The sequence below is a fragment of the Afipia broomeae ATCC 49717 genome (genome assembly GCF_000314675.2).
Taxonomy (GTDB): domain Bacteria; phylum Pseudomonadota; class Alphaproteobacteria; order Rhizobiales; family Xanthobacteraceae; genus Afipia; species Afipia broomeae.
The window spans coordinates 1638992-1655766 of record NZ_KB375282.1 but is presented as its reverse complement, the minus strand read 5'-3'; the positions used below and the strand labels follow the sequence as shown (position 1 = coordinate 1655766).

At 61.3% G+C, this 16775-nt stretch carries 20 protein-coding genes; 6 read left to right on the top strand and 14 right to left on the bottom strand.

Annotation, left to right across the window (positions count from 1 at the left end; genetic code table 11):
- Nucleotides 1-6: 6 nt before the first annotated feature.
- Complete coding sequence (locus tag HMPREF9695_RS07600) at nt 7-525, bottom strand: hypothetical protein (RefSeq protein ID WP_006020248.1); 519 nt, start codon at nt 523-525, stop codon at nt 7-9.
- Between the two features lie 11 nt (nt 526-536).
- Nucleotides 537-1190 carry a tetratricopeptide repeat protein gene (locus HMPREF9695_RS07595; RefSeq protein WP_006020247.1) on the bottom strand — a complete coding sequence of 218 codons (654 nt, stop codon included), beginning with the start codon at nt 1188-1190 and terminating at the stop codon, nt 537-539.
- Nucleotides 1191-1412: 222 nt separating this feature from the next.
- Here HMPREF9695_RS07595 and HMPREF9695_RS07590 point away from each other — a divergent pair, with 222 nt between their 5' ends.
- Complete coding sequence (locus HMPREF9695_RS07590) at nt 1413-1619, top strand: hypothetical protein (protein WP_006020246.1); 207 nt, start codon at nt 1413-1415, stop codon at nt 1617-1619.
- A gap of 19 nt (nt 1620-1638) precedes the next feature.
- Here HMPREF9695_RS07590 and HMPREF9695_RS07585 read toward each other — a convergent pair whose 3' ends face one another.
- Nucleotides 1639-2022, bottom strand: a complete 384-nt coding sequence (locus HMPREF9695_RS07585) for a helix-turn-helix transcriptional regulator (RefSeq protein WP_006020245.1) — start codon at nt 2020-2022, stop codon at nt 1639-1641.
- Nucleotides 2023-2271: 249 nt separating this feature from the next.
- Between HMPREF9695_RS07585 and HMPREF9695_RS07580 the strand changes: the two genes are divergently transcribed.
- Nucleotides 2272-3024 carry an outer membrane protein gene (locus HMPREF9695_RS07580; RefSeq protein ID WP_006020244.1) on the top strand — a complete coding sequence of 251 codons (753 nt, stop codon included), beginning with the start codon at nt 2272-2274 and terminating at the stop codon, nt 3022-3024.
- Nucleotides 3025-3082: 58 nt separating this feature from the next.
- Here the strand turns inward: HMPREF9695_RS07580 and HMPREF9695_RS26595 are convergent, their stop codons facing one another.
- Nucleotides 3083-3442: a hypothetical protein gene (locus HMPREF9695_RS26595; protein WP_167540035.1), complete on the bottom strand. Its 360-nt coding sequence runs from the start codon at nt 3440-3442 to the stop codon at nt 3083-3085.
- Between HMPREF9695_RS26595 and HMPREF9695_RS07570 the strand changes: the two genes are divergently transcribed.
- Complete coding sequence (locus HMPREF9695_RS07570; RefSeq protein ID WP_245258726.1) at nt 3441-4133, top strand: outer membrane protein; 693 nt, start codon at nt 3441-3443, stop codon at nt 4131-4133. The genes HMPREF9695_RS26595 and HMPREF9695_RS07570 overlap by 2 nt on opposite strands.
- Before the next feature lie 112 nt (nt 4134-4245).
- Here the strand turns inward: HMPREF9695_RS07570 and panB are convergent, their stop codons facing one another.
- Together panB and HMPREF9695_RS07560 are read right to left on the bottom strand one after the other, a co-directional pair.
- Nucleotides 4246-5094 carry a 3-methyl-2-oxobutanoate hydroxymethyltransferase gene (gene panB, locus HMPREF9695_RS07565; RefSeq protein WP_006020242.1) on the bottom strand — a complete coding sequence of 283 codons (849 nt, stop codon included), beginning with the start codon at nt 5092-5094 and terminating at the stop codon, nt 4246-4248.
- Nucleotide 5095: 1 nt separating this feature from the next.
- Nucleotides 5096-5680: an NnrU family protein gene (locus tag HMPREF9695_RS07560; RefSeq protein WP_006020241.1), complete on the bottom strand. Its 585-nt coding sequence runs from the start codon at nt 5678-5680 to the stop codon at nt 5096-5098.
- A gap of 178 nt (nt 5681-5858) precedes the next feature.
- Between HMPREF9695_RS07560 and HMPREF9695_RS07555 the strand changes: the two genes are divergently transcribed.
- Both HMPREF9695_RS07555 and HMPREF9695_RS07550 read left to right on the top strand, forming a co-directional pair.
- Entirely contained in the window at nt 5859-6833 is a 975-nt protein-coding gene (locus tag HMPREF9695_RS07555; protein ID WP_006020240.1) for a Bug family tripartite tricarboxylate transporter substrate binding protein, read from the top strand.
- Nucleotides 6834-7035: 202 nt separating this feature from the next.
- Nucleotides 7036-7491 (top strand): SRPBCC family protein, encoded by a 456-nt coding sequence (locus HMPREF9695_RS07550; protein ID WP_006020238.1) that lies wholly within the window; start codon nt 7036-7038, stop codon nt 7489-7491.
- 62 nt (nt 7492-7553) lie between these two features.
- On the opposite strand, the gene HMPREF9695_RS07545 is transcribed toward HMPREF9695_RS07550, so the two are convergent.
- The gene (locus tag HMPREF9695_RS07545; protein WP_006020237.1) at nt 7554-8168 is read right to left on the bottom strand and encodes a hypothetical protein; all 615 of its coding nucleotides are present in this window, start codon (nt 8166-8168) and stop codon (nt 7554-7556) included.
- Nucleotides 8169-8286: 118 nt separating this feature from the next.
- Entirely contained in the window at nt 8287-9906 is a 1620-nt protein-coding gene (locus HMPREF9695_RS07540) for a peptide chain release factor 3 (RefSeq protein ID WP_006020236.1), read from the bottom strand.
- 157 nt (nt 9907-10063) lie between these two features.
- On the opposite strand from HMPREF9695_RS07540, the gene sugE reads away from it, so the two are divergent.
- The gene (gene sugE / locus HMPREF9695_RS07535) at nt 10064-10378 is read left to right on the top strand and encodes a quaternary ammonium compound efflux SMR transporter SugE (protein WP_006020235.1); all 315 of its coding nucleotides are present in this window, start codon (nt 10064-10066) and stop codon (nt 10376-10378) included.
- Nucleotides 10379-10519: 141 nt separating this feature from the next.
- Here the strand turns inward: sugE and HMPREF9695_RS07530 are convergent, their stop codons facing one another.
- The 6 genes from HMPREF9695_RS07530 to HMPREF9695_RS07505 form a co-directional block, all read right to left on the bottom strand.
- Nucleotides 10520-11530 carry an inorganic phosphate transporter gene (locus tag HMPREF9695_RS07530; RefSeq protein WP_006020234.1) on the bottom strand — a complete coding sequence of 337 codons (1011 nt, stop codon included), beginning with the start codon at nt 11528-11530 and terminating at the stop codon, nt 10520-10522.
- A gap of 15 nt (nt 11531-11545) precedes the next feature.
- Nucleotides 11546-12190 carry a DUF47 domain-containing protein gene (locus HMPREF9695_RS07525; protein ID WP_006020233.1) on the bottom strand — a complete coding sequence of 215 codons (645 nt, stop codon included), beginning with the start codon at nt 12188-12190 and terminating at the stop codon, nt 11546-11548.
- Between the two features lie 137 nt (nt 12191-12327).
- Nucleotides 12328-13293 (bottom strand): branched-chain amino acid ABC transporter permease, encoded by a 966-nt coding sequence (locus HMPREF9695_RS07520; protein WP_006020232.1) that lies wholly within the window; start codon nt 13291-13293, stop codon nt 12328-12330.
- A gap of 1 nt (nt 13294) precedes the next feature.
- Nucleotides 13295-14158, bottom strand: coding sequence for a branched-chain amino acid ABC transporter permease (locus HMPREF9695_RS07515; RefSeq protein ID WP_006020231.1), 864 nt, complete (start codon nt 14156-14158; stop codon nt 13295-13297).
- Nucleotides 14159-14236: 78 nt separating this feature from the next.
- Entirely contained in the window at nt 14237-15433 is a 1197-nt protein-coding gene (locus HMPREF9695_RS07510) for an ABC transporter substrate-binding protein (RefSeq protein ID WP_430648570.1), read from the bottom strand.
- An 86-nt stretch (nt 15434-15519) separates the two neighbouring features.
- The gene (locus HMPREF9695_RS07505) at nt 15520-16749 is read right to left on the bottom strand and encodes an ABC transporter substrate-binding protein (RefSeq protein ID WP_006020229.1); all 1230 of its coding nucleotides are present in this window, start codon (nt 16747-16749) and stop codon (nt 15520-15522) included.
- Between the last annotated feature and the right edge of the window lie 26 nt (nt 16750-16775).

Here is a 16775-nt window from a genome sequence, read left to right as displayed (position 1 = left end):
CCTAAATCAGCGCGCAAAGCCCCCGCTTGGCAGCGGCGCGGGGAAAGAGGATGGGGCTTGCTGCTGGGGCGCGGCCTGCTGCGGCGGTGCGGCCTGCTGTTGCCGTTGCGGCGCAGGCGCGGCGGGCTCAGCATCCGGCTCCGGCGCCGTGATGCGGGTCCGCTTGGGCTTCTTCATCTTCGGTGCGGGCGCGCTGGCATCGTCGACCGGCGTCGGGAACGGCTCGGCCTCGCGGGCTGCGGACTTGCTCGATTTGGCCTTCGGCTCCGGCGCAGGCGGCGGTGTCTCGGCAACCGGCGGCGCATCCTGGCGGGCAGCGCCCTTGTACATATCCCGAGGCACGCCCTGCTCGACGCCCGGCACACCCTCAGGGAAAACCGGCCGGCGCTCGCCGGGCAGCTTCTTCTTGGTGTCGAACATATCCATCAGATCGGTCGGGTCGAAATTGCCGCTGGAACAGCCGGCTAGGGCAAGCGACATCGCAGCAAGGACAGTGGCGGCAATCAGGCGTTGCGAGCGGTGCATCGATGTCTCGTTCAGCTTTTCGCGGCGGGCGGCAGCAGGGCCTGCAGGGCCTCTGCGCGGCTGCGCATACTGGCTGGCGTGCGCGCATCGTTGCCGATCATATCGAGCCACTGGCGGGCAGCAACGGCATCTTTGGTGCGATAGGCGGAAAGGGCCAGCAACTCGCGGGCGGTGTGCCGATAGGTCCGGCCCTCGCCGGTCGCGGGTTCAAGGCGCTGGCGCATGGCCGCATAGGGTTCGGTTTCCATCAGCAGCCCGGCAGCGCGAATGCGCGCAAGATCCTGTTCCGAGGCGGAGACGCTCGGGTCGGCGGCGATGGCGTCGTAAAGCTTGGCAGCGGCCTGCGGGTTGGCGGCTGCGGCGTCCGCGGCGGCACGCAGCCGCGCCAGCACGCGATAACCCTTGGAGCCGTCGGACGCGATCTTGGCGAAGGCGGCCTCGGCCTCGCTCTTCTTGCCCTGCTCGGACAGCGCAATCGCAGCTTCGAAAGCGGCCCCGGCCTCAGCGGCCTTCTTGGCCTCGAGATACTGGTAGCCGCGCCAGCCGCCAACACCGGCGACAATCAGAATCGCTGCCGCAATGACGAAGATCGAGTACCGCTCCCAGAGCTTCTTGATCTGCTCCCGGCGCAAGTCCTCGTCGATTTCATTAAATATTTCAGACACTTAATTGTCCCGCCCGGCATGATATGAAAGAGATGCGATCCCGCCATCGGCCACGCAGCCCGCGCGGCTCCCCCGATGTGATGGCGGCGATACAGTACCGGTATGGCGACCGCAAGGCAAAGTGAGCCGGATCAAAGCGTTAACCTGTCTCAAAGCCCCAGACCGCCGGTATCGTTGCTTTACCCCGACCGGCTGCTACAACCCGCCGCAGCAGGAGAAACCATGACCCACAGCTTTTCGATCAACGACGACGTCCATCATCAGAGTCAGGGGCCCCAGGGCCGCGCCGAGAAAATCCGGTCGAACGTCTACACGATCATTGGCTGCATGCCGATCGAGGCAGATGGCCGCGTGCGATACCGCATCCGGAGCAAGACCGAAAACATCGAGCGGATCGTGACCGAAGAGCAGCTCAGCCGGTCGCAGTGAGCGCCTCCACGCGGCGGCGCTACGCCGTCGCGCTTTCCACCGGATCAGCTTCGCTGCGCCCTCGCCTTAGATCGGACGGCGTGCAGCCGTAGCGCCGGCGGAAGACACGGTTGAAGTAGGAAATATCGTTGAAGCCGCATTTCAGCGCGATGGCGCTGATGGACTGCGCGCGGTTGTCGGGATCGAGCAGCATCCGCGAAACATATTCGAGTCGGGTTTCGAGAACGAAGGCCGTAAACCTCGTTCCTTCGGCTGCGAACAGCTTCCTGACATAGCTCGACGAAATGCCCTGATGCGCAGCGATGTCCGCCAGACACAGCGCGGGATTATCAATCTGTGAAACGATGTAAGCCTTGATCGCGCTCAACCGCGAACTGCGCATCGCAAAAGAATAGCCATCCATGAAATCCATCCACCCTTGGGGCGAATGCCCGCCCAAGGGTGTGTCGCTGGATAGACACAGCCGGTTCAAATCGGGGTGCGGGTAGCGTTTGGTCCAAGGATGTGCCGCGCAGTCCAAGACTCGCGTTCTCCGCGCTCCTAGCTTCGCGCCACGATGATTTGCGCCGTCGAACCGGGACTGTTCGCTGACAATGAACGCAGCCCCGGACGGCTGGGCAGATGAATTCATTCAGATCATACGGAGAAATTTATGAGAAAGCTTTTTGCGGCCGCAGCGTTGATTGCAGTGACGTCGGCATCGGCATCGGCGGCCGATCTCGGACCGCGTTACACCAAGGCGCCGGTCATGGCGCCGGTGTGGAGCTGGACCGGCTTCTATATCGGCGGTCATGTCGGCGGCGGCTGGAGCGATGGCGACGCGACCGCGACTGTCTCGGGATTTGGTCCCTTTGACACCGCCAGACTGGGCGGCAACGGCAGTGGCGTCGTTGGCGGCGGCCAGATCGGCTACAACTGGCAATTCGCGCCGAACTGGGTGCTCGGCATCGAAGGCGACATTTCCGGAACGGGGATTCGCAAGTCCAGCTCAGCACCCATCACGCTCGGCGGAGGGCCGATAGGCGCAGCGTTTACGCACGAGGCTGATCGCAACATTGACTGGATGGCAAGCGTACGCGGCCGGTTCGGCTATGCCGCGGATCGCTGGCTTGTGTATGTAACAGGCGGCGCGGCCTGGGCTGATATCAACTACCGCACCAACCTCACCGGGTTCGGACTTTTCAATTCCGGCAACTTCAACACGACCAAATCGGGTTGGACTGTCGGCGGCGGCGCTGAATATGCATTTGCCAACAACTGGACCGCGCGGCTCGAATATCTCTATTACGATTTCGGCTCGGAGGCGGTGTCGAACGTGTCGGTTGTGGCCCCACCTCTCGCGTACAACACCACTTTCAGCACAAAGGTGAATGTCGTCCGCGCAGGCGTGAACTACAAGTTCTGAGTCCTTGGTGGCGCGGCCTCACGGTTGCGCCATCAATTCTCTTCTCCAGTTTCGAAACTCAGGCCCGGTGCACTGCGCCGGGCTTTTTCATTTCGTTCGCGATGCACGCGCTATCGCGCGCAAGCCCTGAATCAAGACGCGCGAACTGCGCGAAAACGCATTTCAAAATAAGGCACTTACGCCAGTACCACTGACCTAACCTCTTCAAATTGCTGTCGGAACGTGACTTGCAGGTGACAGTCATCGGCTGCTTTTTGTGATGGTATTTTCTCAAGGGCATTTCCGGCTCGACTGCCAAACTCAGACATTTTTTTGGGGAGTGCATCATGCGGAAATTTCTTGCGACGGCGGCCGTCATGGCCTGCACAATCAGCAGTACATCTTTCTTCACAATAGGGAGCGCATCTGCCGCGGACATGGCTCCGCGGTACAAGGCTCCGCCTCCAATCATTGCTCCTGTCTGGAGCTGGACCGGCTTCTATGCCGGTCTTCATGCTGGCGGCGGCTGGAGTGACTCATCCATCACTCAGAGAAACGACCTCTTCCCGGGATTTGATACGGCCTCATTCGGCAACGGCAACCAGGCCGGTGTCGTGGGCGGTGGTCAGGTTGGATATAACTGGCAGTTCGCGCCCAACTGGCTGCTTGGCATCGAAGGCGATATTTCGGGCACCGGGATCCGCAACAACAATACCCGTCCAATCACCACGGGCGGCGCTCCGATCGGACCCTTCGGCTTCAACCATGTTGCGGATCAGAACGTCAACTGGCTAGCCAGCATCCGTGGCCGACTCGGCTGGGTGTGGGATCGCTGGCTGATCTACGGCACCGGCGGCGGCGCCTTTGGCGGCGTGGACTATCGCACTGACTACACCGGCTTCGCAGTGAACAACCCTCTCACAACAAGCAGGACCCTGTCTGGATGGGTTGCAGGTGGCGGCGTGGAATACGCGGTTGCCAACAACTGGACGGTGAGAGCTGAATATCTCTACTACGATCTCGGAAACGAGACGGTTATCAACCCGACGTCGACTCCAGGTTCCAATCTCGTGACCACATACGAGAACAGATTCCATGTCGTTCGCGCAGCGGTGAACTACAAGTTCTGAACGGTGAGTGGCGCGGCCTCAGGGCCGCGCCACCGAGCTGTTTTCTCCAGTTCAAAAACTCAAGCCCGGCGCAATCCGCCGGGCTTCTTGTCGAACAACTATTTCGCGTGTGTCAGGCCTTCGGCTTGATGCCGTAGACGTGCTCCGGCCCCGGAAACGCGCGTGAACGCACGTCCTTTGCGTAATCCTGAATCGCGGCCTCAATGCCGGGTCCAAGATTACCGTAACGCTTGACGAACTTCGGCACCCACGGCGACAGGCCGAGCATGTCTTCAAGCACCAGCACCTGACCGTCGCAAGCATTGCTCGCGCCGATGCCGATGGTCGGAATCGAAACGATCTCGGTGATGCGGCGTGCGAGCGGCTCGGCCACGGCTTCCACGACCATCGAGAATGCACCGGCCTGCGCCACCGCGCGTGCGTCATCCTGAAACGGACCGCTGCCGTTTTCGCCTGCCGCAATCTTGATCGCCTCGTCCTTGCCTTGCGACTTGAAGCTGCCAAGCGTGTTGATCGACTGCGGCGTGAGGCCGATATGGCCCATCACCGGGATGCCGCGCGTGGTGAGAAACTCGATGGTCTCGGCCATGCGCACACCGCCTTCCATCTTCACGGCGCCGCAATGGGTTTCCTTCAGAACACGCGCCGCGGAATGAAACGCCTGTTCCTTCGAGGCCTCATACGATCCGAAAGGCATGTCCACCACGACGAGAGCCTCTTTCGAGCCGCGCATCACCGCACGGCCTTGAAGGATCATCATGTCGAGCGTGACTGGCACCGTCGTCTCGAATCCGTGCATCACGTTGCCGAGCGAGTCGCCGACAAGAATGACGTCGCAATAGCGGTCGACAAGCGCCGCAGTATGCGCGTGATACGACGTCAGCATCACGATCGGATCGCCGCCCTTGCGCTTGAGAATATCGGGCGCGGTCTTGCGCTTCACCGCTGTCTGCACGGACATGTTAAGCTCCAATCACTGGGACGCCGATTACGAGAGGATGGAATGCGAAGGCGAGCGCGGCATAGACCACGACACCAACCGCGACCGCGATCAGATCGTTGGCCACGCCGCCGACAGGAATCGGTGGTGCGCCGGAATCTTCGCGGCGCTTGAGCGAAATGCGGTCATAGACTGCCCATGCCAGAATCGAGCCGAACAGGATGATCGACCCGAGATCGCCATTAGCAAGAAGATGAAGCAGCGCCCACAGCTTCACGCCGGCCAGCATCGGATGCTTCACCGTGGTGTAGATGCGGCCGCGGATGTAGGACGCGACAACGAGAACGACTGCGGGCAGCATCAGCGCCAGCACGAGATGGCGCAGCGCGACCGGCGGATACCAGACGTTGATCCAGCCCGTGGCGCGATAAATACTGAAGCCCCACACGATCAGCGCGAGCCCTGCGAACGACACCAGTACGTAGAGAATCTTGTAACCGCTCTCGCCGAGCCGCGCGATCACCATGGCGCGCGGACCACGCATCGTGGTCAGTGTATGGACACCGAGGAACAGCAACAATCCGGCGATCAGGATCAACAAGCCCATTTGGCGCCCCACCCTCTCGATCTGCCCGCAGCGGTTTTCAGCTCCGCCTTACGGCACATTCCACCCCGCGGAAGACCCTGTTAATGTCCGTCCGCACTGTGCCCCGGTATCACTTTTGGGGTGCGGCGCGCAATGCTGCTTCGGCATCGCAACCCTGCTCCAAACTCTTCCCGGCCCTATGAAATCCCTTGCAATCGCCGCACTCGCGCTGGCTCTCGCGGCGCCCCCCTTGACTGCCCATGCGGCAGAGCCGGCCTGGCCGCCGAAAATCGTGAAAATCATCGTGCCCTATGCGCCTGGCTCGACGCCCGATCTGGTTGGGCGGATTGTCGCCGACGACCTTCAGGCACGCCATCCGGGCGCAAGTTTCATTGTCGAGAACAAGCCGGGCGCCGGCGGCAATATCGGCACAGACGCCGTCGCCAAGGCTGAGCCCGACGGCGCGACACTCGGCATCAGTCTCGGCGGACCGCTCGCCATCAACACGCTGCTGTTCTCGAAACTGCCTTACGACCCCGCCAAGGACATCGCGCCAGTGACGATGCTCACCTCGCTGCCGAGTGTGCTTGTCGTGCCCACGAGCCTGAACGTCAATTCGGTTGCCGAATTTCTGGCGATGCTCAAACGCAAGGGAACGCCCCTCGCCTTCGGCTCGATCGGCGCGGGATCGCTGTCCCATCTGACCATGGAAGCGATCGCACAGCGTGCAGGCGCCACCATGGTGCATATCCCCTATGGCGGATCGCCGCAGGCAGTCACCGCCGTGATCCGCGGCGACGTACAGGCCGCATGCCTGCCCGCCATCGCGGTAACGCCGCAACTCGCGGCCGGTCAGGTCAAAATCCTCGCGGTCGCGACCGCGCAGCGCTCGCGCTTTCTGCCCGACGTGCCGACACTCAAGGAAAGCGGCATCGACGTCGAATCCGATGCATGGAATGCGCTGATCGCGCCTGCCGGCACGCCGCCCGCATTCGTCGCGCAGATCAATGACGAGGTGAACGATATCCTGACCAAACCAAGCGTGCGCGAGCGGCTGGAAACGCAGTTGATGGAGCCGGTTCCATCCACACCGGGCGCCTTGCGCGCGCGGATGAACGCCGAGATCAGGCTGTGGTCCGATGTCATCAAGCGCGGCGACATCAGGATCAACTAGGAATAATCTGCTCTTCGCGAAATCCCAGTACTTGCAAAATCCATCCAATCTACTGCCGCGTCATACGCGGGCTTGACCCGCGTATCCATCTCTTCGAAAAATGGATCTTGAAGATGGATTGCCGGGTCAAGCCCGGCAATGACAACCTGAAGGCGAACGACGTCGCAGGCAAAATAAGAAAATCCGGAAAGGAAGAAACGCCATGAACGCCCCCGCCACCGTCGCCTTCGAGCGCAGCCACGACATCGTCATCAATGCGCCCGCAAAGGCGGTGTTCGACTACGTGACCAATCCGCAGTCGTGGCCGGAATGGCTCGCGGCCTCGCACCACATCGACAGCGAGAACCGTCCGCTGGACACCGGCGAACTGTTTCACGAGAAATGGCACATCCGCTCGGGCGAAGTGTCGCTGAACTGGATCGTGCGCGCCTGCGTCAGCCCGAAGCTGTGGATCGTGCAGGCCGAGACCGATTTCATCGGCCCCATCGTGGTTCAGTATACCTGCGAGGATGTCGCGGGCGGCACCAAGTTCACCCGCACCCTGCGCAACCCCGCGCGCAAAAAGCCGCCGACCGACGAGCAGATCGCCAACATGGATGCGGAAGCGGCTGTGGGCCTCGCAAATATCAAGGCGAATGTGGAGAAGCGAGCGCGCTGACCGATCAGCGCGTGACAGACGCAGTAAAATATTGACCCATACCAGATCGCTGGCCGGCAGATTCAAGGTTGCGGCGGGCTGTCCGACTTGAGCGTGCGGTTGTCGACGAAACGTATCATGATTGGCCGCCCCGCAATGGCGCTGCCGAGCCCTTTGGTCAGTGATAACGGCGCACAGTTTCCGAGCGACGTATTGATCGCGCCGAGATAGACGTCGCGGGTTTGCACGGAAGCGCCAGGCGTGAAATAGGTCACCCGCGGCGGCGCGATCAGGCCGCCGTCGCGCTTGAAGGAGAATTTCACCGACATCTGCATCCCCGGCTGCGCCTCTTTTTCTGGCGGCGGCATCCAGCATGAGCGAAGCGCTGCGAACAGATCGCCGATAGTATCGAGGTCGTGATCAGGCTTGACGTATTTCGGCGCGTCCTTGTCGTCCGGCTTGCTCAACACAGTGACTTGCAGGTTCTGCCCATAGGGATAATCGATCTCCGGAATGCATGGGCCGTTATTGAACGTGCTGCAGAAATAGGGTGTGCATGGTCCCTCGCCGAGCACGCTGCATGGCGAATGTGAAAACGGCGTCGGGTTCATCTCGCGCAGCGACTGGGCGAAAGACGGCGTGGCGGTGGCCACGGCCCCGAGAACGAAAAGAATGAAAAATGGTATGCGCCGCAGCATGGAACGGCCTGTCGGTCCCGGCAACGGAACCAGACGTATGCTGTCTTCGTATGGAATCAACCGCAGTTGAAACGCAAGTCACGGCTGTTTGAAAATTGAGTTCGTCACGAAGACGCGCTTAGGCCTTCTTCTTCACATCCTTGATACTCGAGAACACAATGCCATCGGCGCGTTCGCGGGTGTAGCCAAGATAGAATTCGTTCTTGGCCAGGAACACCGGATCGCCGTCAACGTCGTCGGCGACGCCGGAGTTATTTGCAGTAATGAAGGTCTCGAGCTTCTTTTTGTCCTCGGACGAAATCCAGCGCGCGAGCTGAAATTCGCTGATCTCGAAATCCACCGGCAGCGAATATTCCGCGTCGAGGCGCGCTTTCAGCACGTCGAGCTGCAACATGCCGACCACGCCGACCAGCGCGGGGGCGCCATCGCGCGGACGGAACACCTGCACGACGCCCTCCTCCGACATCTGCTGCAAGGCTTCCTTCAGCTTTTTGGCTTTCATCGCATCGGTCAGCCGCACGCGGCGCAGGATTTCCGGCGCGAATGACGGCACACCGACAAATGTAATGTCCTCGCCCTCGGTCAGCGTATCGCCGATCCGCAGCGTACCATGGTTGGGAATGCCGACCACGTCGCCGGCGAACGCCTCGTCCGCGATGGCGCGATCCTGCGCGAAGAAGAACTGCGGCGACGACAGGCTCATGTTCTTGCCGGTGCGCACCAGCTTGGCCTTCATGCCGCGCGTCAGCTTGCCCGAGCACAGCCGCGCGAACGCGATGCGGTCGCGATGGTTCGGGTCCATGTTCGCCTGAATTTTGAAAACGAAGGCCGACATGCGGGCCTCTTCCGCTTCGACCTTGCGCTTGTCGGCATCCTGCGCACGCGGCGACGGCGCGAACTTGCCGAGACCTTCCAGGAGATCGCCCACTCCAAAATTCCGAAGCGCACTGCCGAAATAGACCGGCGTCATATGGCCTTCGCGGAACGACTGCAGGTCGAACGGCTTCGAGGCTTCCTTCACCAGTTCGAGTTCGTCGGCGATTTCGCCGGCATCGAGATTGGCGTTGCGGCCGGCCAAGTCGGAAATCTCGATCTTCTCGGCAGCGCCGGTCTTGGCGCCGCCGCCCTCGAGCAGACGGATGCCGCCGGTCGAGATGTCATAGGTGCCGATGAAGTCGCGGCCGCGGCCGACCGGCCAGGTCATCGGCGTCGTATCCAGCGCCAGCGTCTTCTCGATCTCGTCGAGAAGATCGAACGTGTCGCGGCTCTCGCGATCCATTTTGTTGACGAACGTGATGATCGGAATGTCGCGCAGCCGGCAAACCTCGATCAGCTTCAGCGTGCGCGCCTCGATGCCCTTCGCAGCGTCGATCACCATGACGGCGGAGTCGACGGCCGTCAGCGTGCGGTAAGTATCTTCCGAGAAGTCCTCGTGGCCCGGCGTATCGAGCAGGTTGAAGACGTGGCCCTGAAACTCGAAGGTCATCACGGACGTGACGACGGAGATGCCACGGTCGCGCTCGATCTTCATCCAGTCCGAGCGGGTGTTGCGCCGCTCGCCTTTGGCCTTGACCTGTCCCGCGAGATTGATAGCGCCGCCGAACAGCAGCAGCTTTTCGGTCAGCGTGGTCTTGCCGGCGTCGGGATGCGAAATGATCGCGAATGTGCGCCGGCGCGCCACTTCTTCGGCAAGCGGCGTCAGCGAGGCAGACTCGGCGGCAATGGCGGTGTCGGACATGATGCGAGCGTGTGGCAAAGAAACGCGGCAGGATCAAGGGTATTTGAAGTAGATGCACTTGCATCTTCTTTGCCGGTAAGCCATGTTCGGGCCGCGAGGACGACCTCGATTCACTCACATATCCGCAGGGACGGCCCTGTTATGGAGGTATTTCGCCATGGCATGGACCATGCTGTTCGTTGCGGGTTTGCTGGAGATCGGCTGGGCCATCGGCCTGAAATATACCGACGGTTTCACGCGGCTGATGCCGTCGGTGCTCACCATTGTCAGCATGATTGCCAGCGTGCTCCTGCTCGGCCTGTCGCTGAAGACACTGCCCGTCGGAACCGCCTATGCGGTCTGGACCGGCATCGGCTCGGTCGGAACTGCCATCCTCGGCATCTGGCTGCTGGGTGATCCCGCAACCACGATGCGCATCGCCTGCATCGGGCTGATCGTCGCCGGAATCGTCGGCCTCAAGGTCGTGGCCTGAGCGGATGATAAGCCGTCGCCCTTCGAGGCGCGCAAGGGCGCGCACCTCAGGGTGACGGCTTATCTATTAGAATTGGGAAACGTCATCCTGAGGTGCGAGCAGCGCGTAGCGCGCGAGCCTCGAAGGATGACTTCACCAGTCCTACTTCCATCCCACCAGTGTCGTCGCGTAGTACGTCATCGCGGATACCAATGCCGCCGCCGGGATCGTGAAGATCCAGGCCCAGACGATCGAACTCGCCACATTCCAGCGCACCGCCGACACACGCCGCGCCGCGCCAACGCCGACAATCGCGCCAGTGATGGTGTGGGTGGTCGAAACCGGGACGCCCAGGAACGTCGCGGCGAACAGGGTCGCCGCCCCTCCCGTCTCGGCGCAGAACCCCTGCATCGGCGTCAGCTTGGTGATGCGCAGGCCCATGGTCCGCACGATGCGCCAGCCGCCCATCAGCGTGCCGAGCGCCATCGCCGCCTGACACGCGATGACCACCCAGAACGGCACGCTGAACTCACCTCCGAGATAGCCCTGCGAGTACAGCAGCACCGCAATGATGCCCATGGTCTTCTGCGCGTCGTTGCCGCCATGGCCGAGCGAATACAGCGAGGCCGACGCGAACTGCAAGATACGGAACGCGCGATCGACCGCGAAAGGCGTCGAACGCACCGCGGCCCATGACACAATCGCCGTCAGCAACAGCGCGAGCAAAAATCCGACCAGCGGCGAGAGCACAATCGCAAGAAGCGTTTTTGACAAACCGCTCCAGACCATGACCGAAGTCCCCGCCTTGGCCAAGCCCGCACCGAGCAGTCCGCCGATCAGCGCATGCGAACTGCTGGACGGCATGCCGAGGCCCCACGTCACCAGATTCCACACGATGGCGCCGATCAGCGCGGCAAAGATCACATGTGCATCAATGACCTCGGGATGGATGATTCCGGTGCCGATGGTCTGCGCCACATGCAGGCCGAACACCGCGAACGCGATGAAGTTGAAGAATGCCGCCCATGCAACGGCGTATTGCGGCCGCAGCACGCGGGTCGAAACAATCGTGGCGATGGAGTTGGCGGCGTCGTGCAGACCGTTGAGAAAATCGAACAGCAGCGCGACGGCGATCAATCCGACCAGGATGGGGAAAGCAAGCGATGCATCCACGACGAGGTCCTGACCTTAAACTTGTTCGATCACGATGCTGTTGATCTCGTTGGCCACGTCGTCGAAGCGGTCGGCGACCTTTTCCAAATGCTTGTAGATTTCCGCCCCGACCACGAAGTCCATCGTGTTGCCGTCGCGGTGCTGGAGGAACAGTTCCTTGAGGCCGATATCGTTCAGATCGTCGACCCGGCCTTCAAGCCGCGTGATTTCCTCGGTCAAAGCGGTCAGCGTGGTGACGTTCGCTCCCATCGCCTGCATCAGCGGCACGGCCTTGCCGACGAGATTCGCGCACTGCACGAGGATGGCGCCGATCTCGCGCATCGGCGGCTCAAAGGTGCGGACCTCGAAAAGCATCACCGCCTTGGCGGTCTGCTGCATCTGGTCGATGGCATCGTCCATCGCCGTGATCAGGTTCTTGATGTCGCCGCGATCGAACGGCGTGATGAAGGTGCGGCGGACGGCGGTCAGGACTTCCCGCGTGATCTGGTCGGCGTCGTTCTCGAACTGGTTGACGCGCTGGCAGTAGACCGGGGTCTCCTCCCCGCCGCGCATCATTCCCTCCAGCGCCTCGGCGCCTTGCACGACGGCCTGGGAGTGCCGGGCAAACAGGTCGAAGAATCTCTCCTCCCGAGGGAGCAGCTTACGAAACCAGCCCAGCATTGATCTTTCTCCGGCACGACAGAACTTGTCACATATCTGTCATAAACCGTTTCGCAGACCAACAGGCGTCTGCCCGGCGTCTAAACGCCGGTCATCCACTGATTTATCGAAGCAAAAAGCCCCGCGAAATCGGACGTTTAGAGCGATCGCTTGAAATAGTGGGCGATTTCGCCGACGACGCCGCGGCGGAAGGTCAGCACGCAGATCACGAAGATCGCGCCCTGAATCACCGTGACCCACTGCCCGAACCCGGCCAGATACTGCTGCATGGCGATGATGACGAACGCCCCCACCACCGGCCCGAACACCGTGCCGAGGCCGCCGACCAGGGTCATCAGCACGACTTCGCCGGACATGGTCCAGTGCACGTCGGTCAGCGACGCGTTCTGCGCCACGAATACCTTCACCGCGCCGGCCAAACCCGCCAGCGTGCCGGACAGGATGAACGCCAGTAGCTTGTACTGGTCGGTCTTGTAGCCCAGCGAGATCGCGCGCTGTTCGTTCTCGCGAATCGACTTGAGCACCTCGCCGAACGGCGAGTTGATGGCCCGGTAGATCACGAGGAAGCCGAGCAGGAAAATCGCCAGCACCACATAATAAAGCGTGGTCGGCTTGGACAGATCGAACACGCCGAACATCAGGCCCTGCGGAATGCCCTGGATGCCGTCTTCGCCGTGGGTGAACGGGGTCTGCAGATAGATGAAGAACAGGAGCTGCGACAGCGCCAGCGTAATCATCGCAAAATAGATGCCCTGCCGGCGGATCGCGATCAGTCCAGTCACGACGCTGAGCGCCGCCGATGCCACCACACCGAGGATAATCCCGATCTCGGGCGAGACACCCCACACCTTCAGCGCATGCGCGGTCACATAACCGGCTGTGCCGAGGAACATTGCGTGACCGAACGACAACAGCCCGCCGTAACCGATCAGCAGGTTGAAGGCGCAGGCGAACAGCGCAAAGCACAGCGCCTGCATCACAAAATACGGATACAGCCCGGTCAGCGGCACAACGGCCAGCAGCAACGTCATGATGACGAATGCGATCATTTCGTCGCTGGTGCGGCCCTTCACGGGAACGGCGTTGTCTGTAATCGTTGTCATGTTAATTCGCCCGCCCCGTCAGTCCAGTCGGCTTCACGAGAAGCACCAGCACCATCAGCACGAAGACCACGGTGTTGGACGCCTCGGGATAGAAATACTTGGTCAGGCCTTCGATCACGCCGAGCGCGAAGCCGGTGATGATCGAGCCCATGATCGACCCCATGCCGCCGATCACCACCACGGCGAACACGACGATGATGAGATCCGCGCCCATCAAAGGACGCACCTGGTTGATTGGCGCAGAGAGCACGCCGGCCAGCGCGGCGAGACCGACGCCGAGACCGTAGGTCAGCGTGATCATGCGTGGCACGTTGATGCCGAAGGCGCGCACCAGCGTCGGATTCTCCGTCGCGGCGCGCAGATAGGCGCCAAGCCGGGTGCGCTCGATCAGATACCAGGTCGCAATACACACAACGAGCGAGAAGATGACGACCCAGCCGCGATAGATCGGCAGGTACATGAAGCCGAGATTGACGCCGCCCTTGAGCAGGTCGGGAATGGCGTAAGGCAGTCCGGACGATCCGAAATAGTTCTGGAACACGCCCTGGATGATCAGCGCCAGGCCGAAGGTCAGCAGCAACCCGTACAGATGGTCGAGGCCTGTCAGCCATTGCAGCATCGTGCGCTCGAGCAGGATGCCGAACCCACCCACGATCACCGGCGCCAGGATCAGCGCCCACCAGTAACCGATCCCGAAAAGATTGAGGAGGAAATACGCGACGAACGCACCCATCATGTACAGCGCGCCATGCGCGAAATTGATGATATTGAGCATCCCGAAGATCACGGCCAGCCCAAGACTCAGCAGCGCGTAGAACGAGCCGTTGATCAGTCCAACCAGAAGCTGGGCGTAGAGAGCTTGCATCGTATCGGTTCTTTCGCGGTCAGATAGACAGTCTTGCGAGAGGATGCCCGGCGGCGCGTGGCCGCCGGGCGATCGCGATTACTTCTTCAGCAACGGGCAAGTGCTTTCCGAAAGCGGACGGAACGCCTGATCCGCCGGCGTGGTGCCAACCAGCTTGTAGTAGTCCCATGGGCCCTTCGATTCCGCCGGGGTCTTCACCTCGAAAAGATAGGCCGGATGGATCTTGCGGCCGTTCGGCTGAATCAGACCCTTGCCGAACAGCGGATCGTCGGTCGGCAGTTCCTTCATCTTGGCGACGACCTTGGCGCCGTCATGCGGATTGTTGCCGAGGGCTTCGAGCGCCTTGAAGTAATGGATCAGGGACGCATAGACGCCGGCATGCACCATGGACGGCATGCTCTTGTTCTTCGTACGTTCCGAGAACCGCTTGGAGAATGCGCGGGTGCTGTCGTTCATGTCCCAGTAGAAGGTCTCGGTGAAGTTCAGGCCCTGCGCCACCGGAAGTCCGAGCGAGTGGACGTCGGGTATGAACATCAGAAGGCCGGCCAGCTTCTGGCCACCCTTCACGATTCCGAATTCCGCAGCCTGCTTGATGGCGTTGGTGGTGTCGCCGCCCGCATTCGCCAGCCCGATGATCTTGGCCTTCGATGCCTGTGCCTGCAGCAGGAACGAGGAGAAGTCCGACGAGTTCAGCGGATGCTTGACGCTGCCGAGGATTTTGCCGCCAGCCTTGGTCACGGCCGCGGTGGTGTCACGCTCGAGCGCCGCGCCGAACGCGTAGTCGGCGGTGAGGAAGAACCAGGTATCGCCCCCGGCCTTTGCCAGCGCGGTGCCTGTGCTGTTGGCCAGCATGTAGGTGTCGTAAGCCCAGTGAATGGTGTTCGGTGTGCACTGAGCGTTGGTCAGATCCGAGGTGCCCGCACCAGAGTCGAGCAGGATCGAATTCTTTTCCTTCACGACGTTGTTAACGGCGAGCGCAACGCCCGAGTTCAGAACGTCGACGATCACGTCGACCTTCTCGACGTCGATCCACTGCCGGGCGGTGGTCGAACCGACGTCAGGCTTGTTCTGGTGATCGGCGGCGATGACGTCGATCTTCCAGCCCTTCGCAGCCAGGCCCGAGTCTTCGACAGCCATCTGGGCGGCCAGTGTCGAGCCTACGCCGCCGAGGTCGGAATAGAGACCAGACATATCGGTCAGGTTGCCGATCTTGACCGTCTTGTCCTGCGCAAGAGCGCCGCTTGCGGCACCGAGCATCAGTGCCGTGCTCAGCATGAGTGCCTTGACTGATGTTTTCACGTGTCCTCCAAGATTGTTCGTCATTTTTGGGTTGTACTTTTTCGATCGAACGAACCGCAGTGCTATTTCTTCACAAGCGGGCAGTCACTTTCCGACAGAGGCCGGAACGCCTCTTCGGCAGGGATTGTCGTCACGAGCTTATAATAGTCCCATGGCCCCTTTGACTCTTCGGGCTTCTTGACCTCGAAAAGGTAGGCTGGATGAATCTTGCGGCCGTCAGCGCGGACCACCCCCTTGCCGAACAGCGGATCGTCCGTCGGCAATTCCTTCATCTTGGCGACGGCCTTCACTCCATCGTGCGGATTGCCGCCGAGCGCCTCCAGCGCCTTCAGATAATGCAGCGTAGAAGCATAGTCGCCCGCCTGCACCATTGAAGGCATCGCACCGTTCTTCATGCGCGCGGCGAAGCGCTTGCTGAAGTTGCGCGTACCGTCGTTGGTGTCCCAGTAGAAGCTTTCGGTCAGCTGCAGACCGTTTGCGACCTTCAGACCGAGCGAATGCACGTCGGTGATGAACAGCAGCAGCGATGCCAGCTTCTGGCCACCCTGCACGATGCCGAATTCCGCCGCCTGTTTGACGGCGTTTGTCGTGTCCCCGCCGGCGTTGGCGAGGCCGATGATCTTGGCCTTCGACGATTGCGCCTGAAGCAGGAACGACGAGAAGTCCGACGAATTCAACGGATGCTTGACGCCGCCCAGTACCTTGCCGCCGTTCTTTTCAACGACCGCGCGGGTGTCGCCTTCCAGCGCGACGCCGAACGCATAATCCGCAGTGATGAAGAACCAGGTATCGCCGCCAGCCTTGGTCACCGCCTTGCCGGTGCCGTTGGCGACTTCATAAGTATCGTATGCCCAGTGAACGGTGTTCGGCGTGCACGACTTACCGGTCAGCGCGGACGTCGCGGCGCCTGAATTCAGGTGGACGCGATTTTTCTCGACGGCGATCGGATTGAGCGCGAGCGCGGTGCTGGACGCGACCACGTCGACATAAGCGTCAACGTTCTCCACGTCCGCCCACTGCCGCGCAATGGCTGCGGTCACATCCGGCTTGAGCTGGTGATCGGCACTGATGACATCGATTTTCCAGCCCTTCTCACGCAGCCCGGAATCCTCGACGGCCATCTGCGTGGCGAGGACGGCACCCGCACCGGAAATATCGGAATAAAGACCGCTCATGTCGGTCAGAACTCCGATCTTGACGTTCTTATCGAGCTTTTCTTGCGCTCCTGCCATTCCAGCGCCCGAGAGAACAAGCGCCGAACTCAACATCAGTGCGGTCAAACGTGATTTCATTATTATCTTCCTCCCGCCTTTCGGCG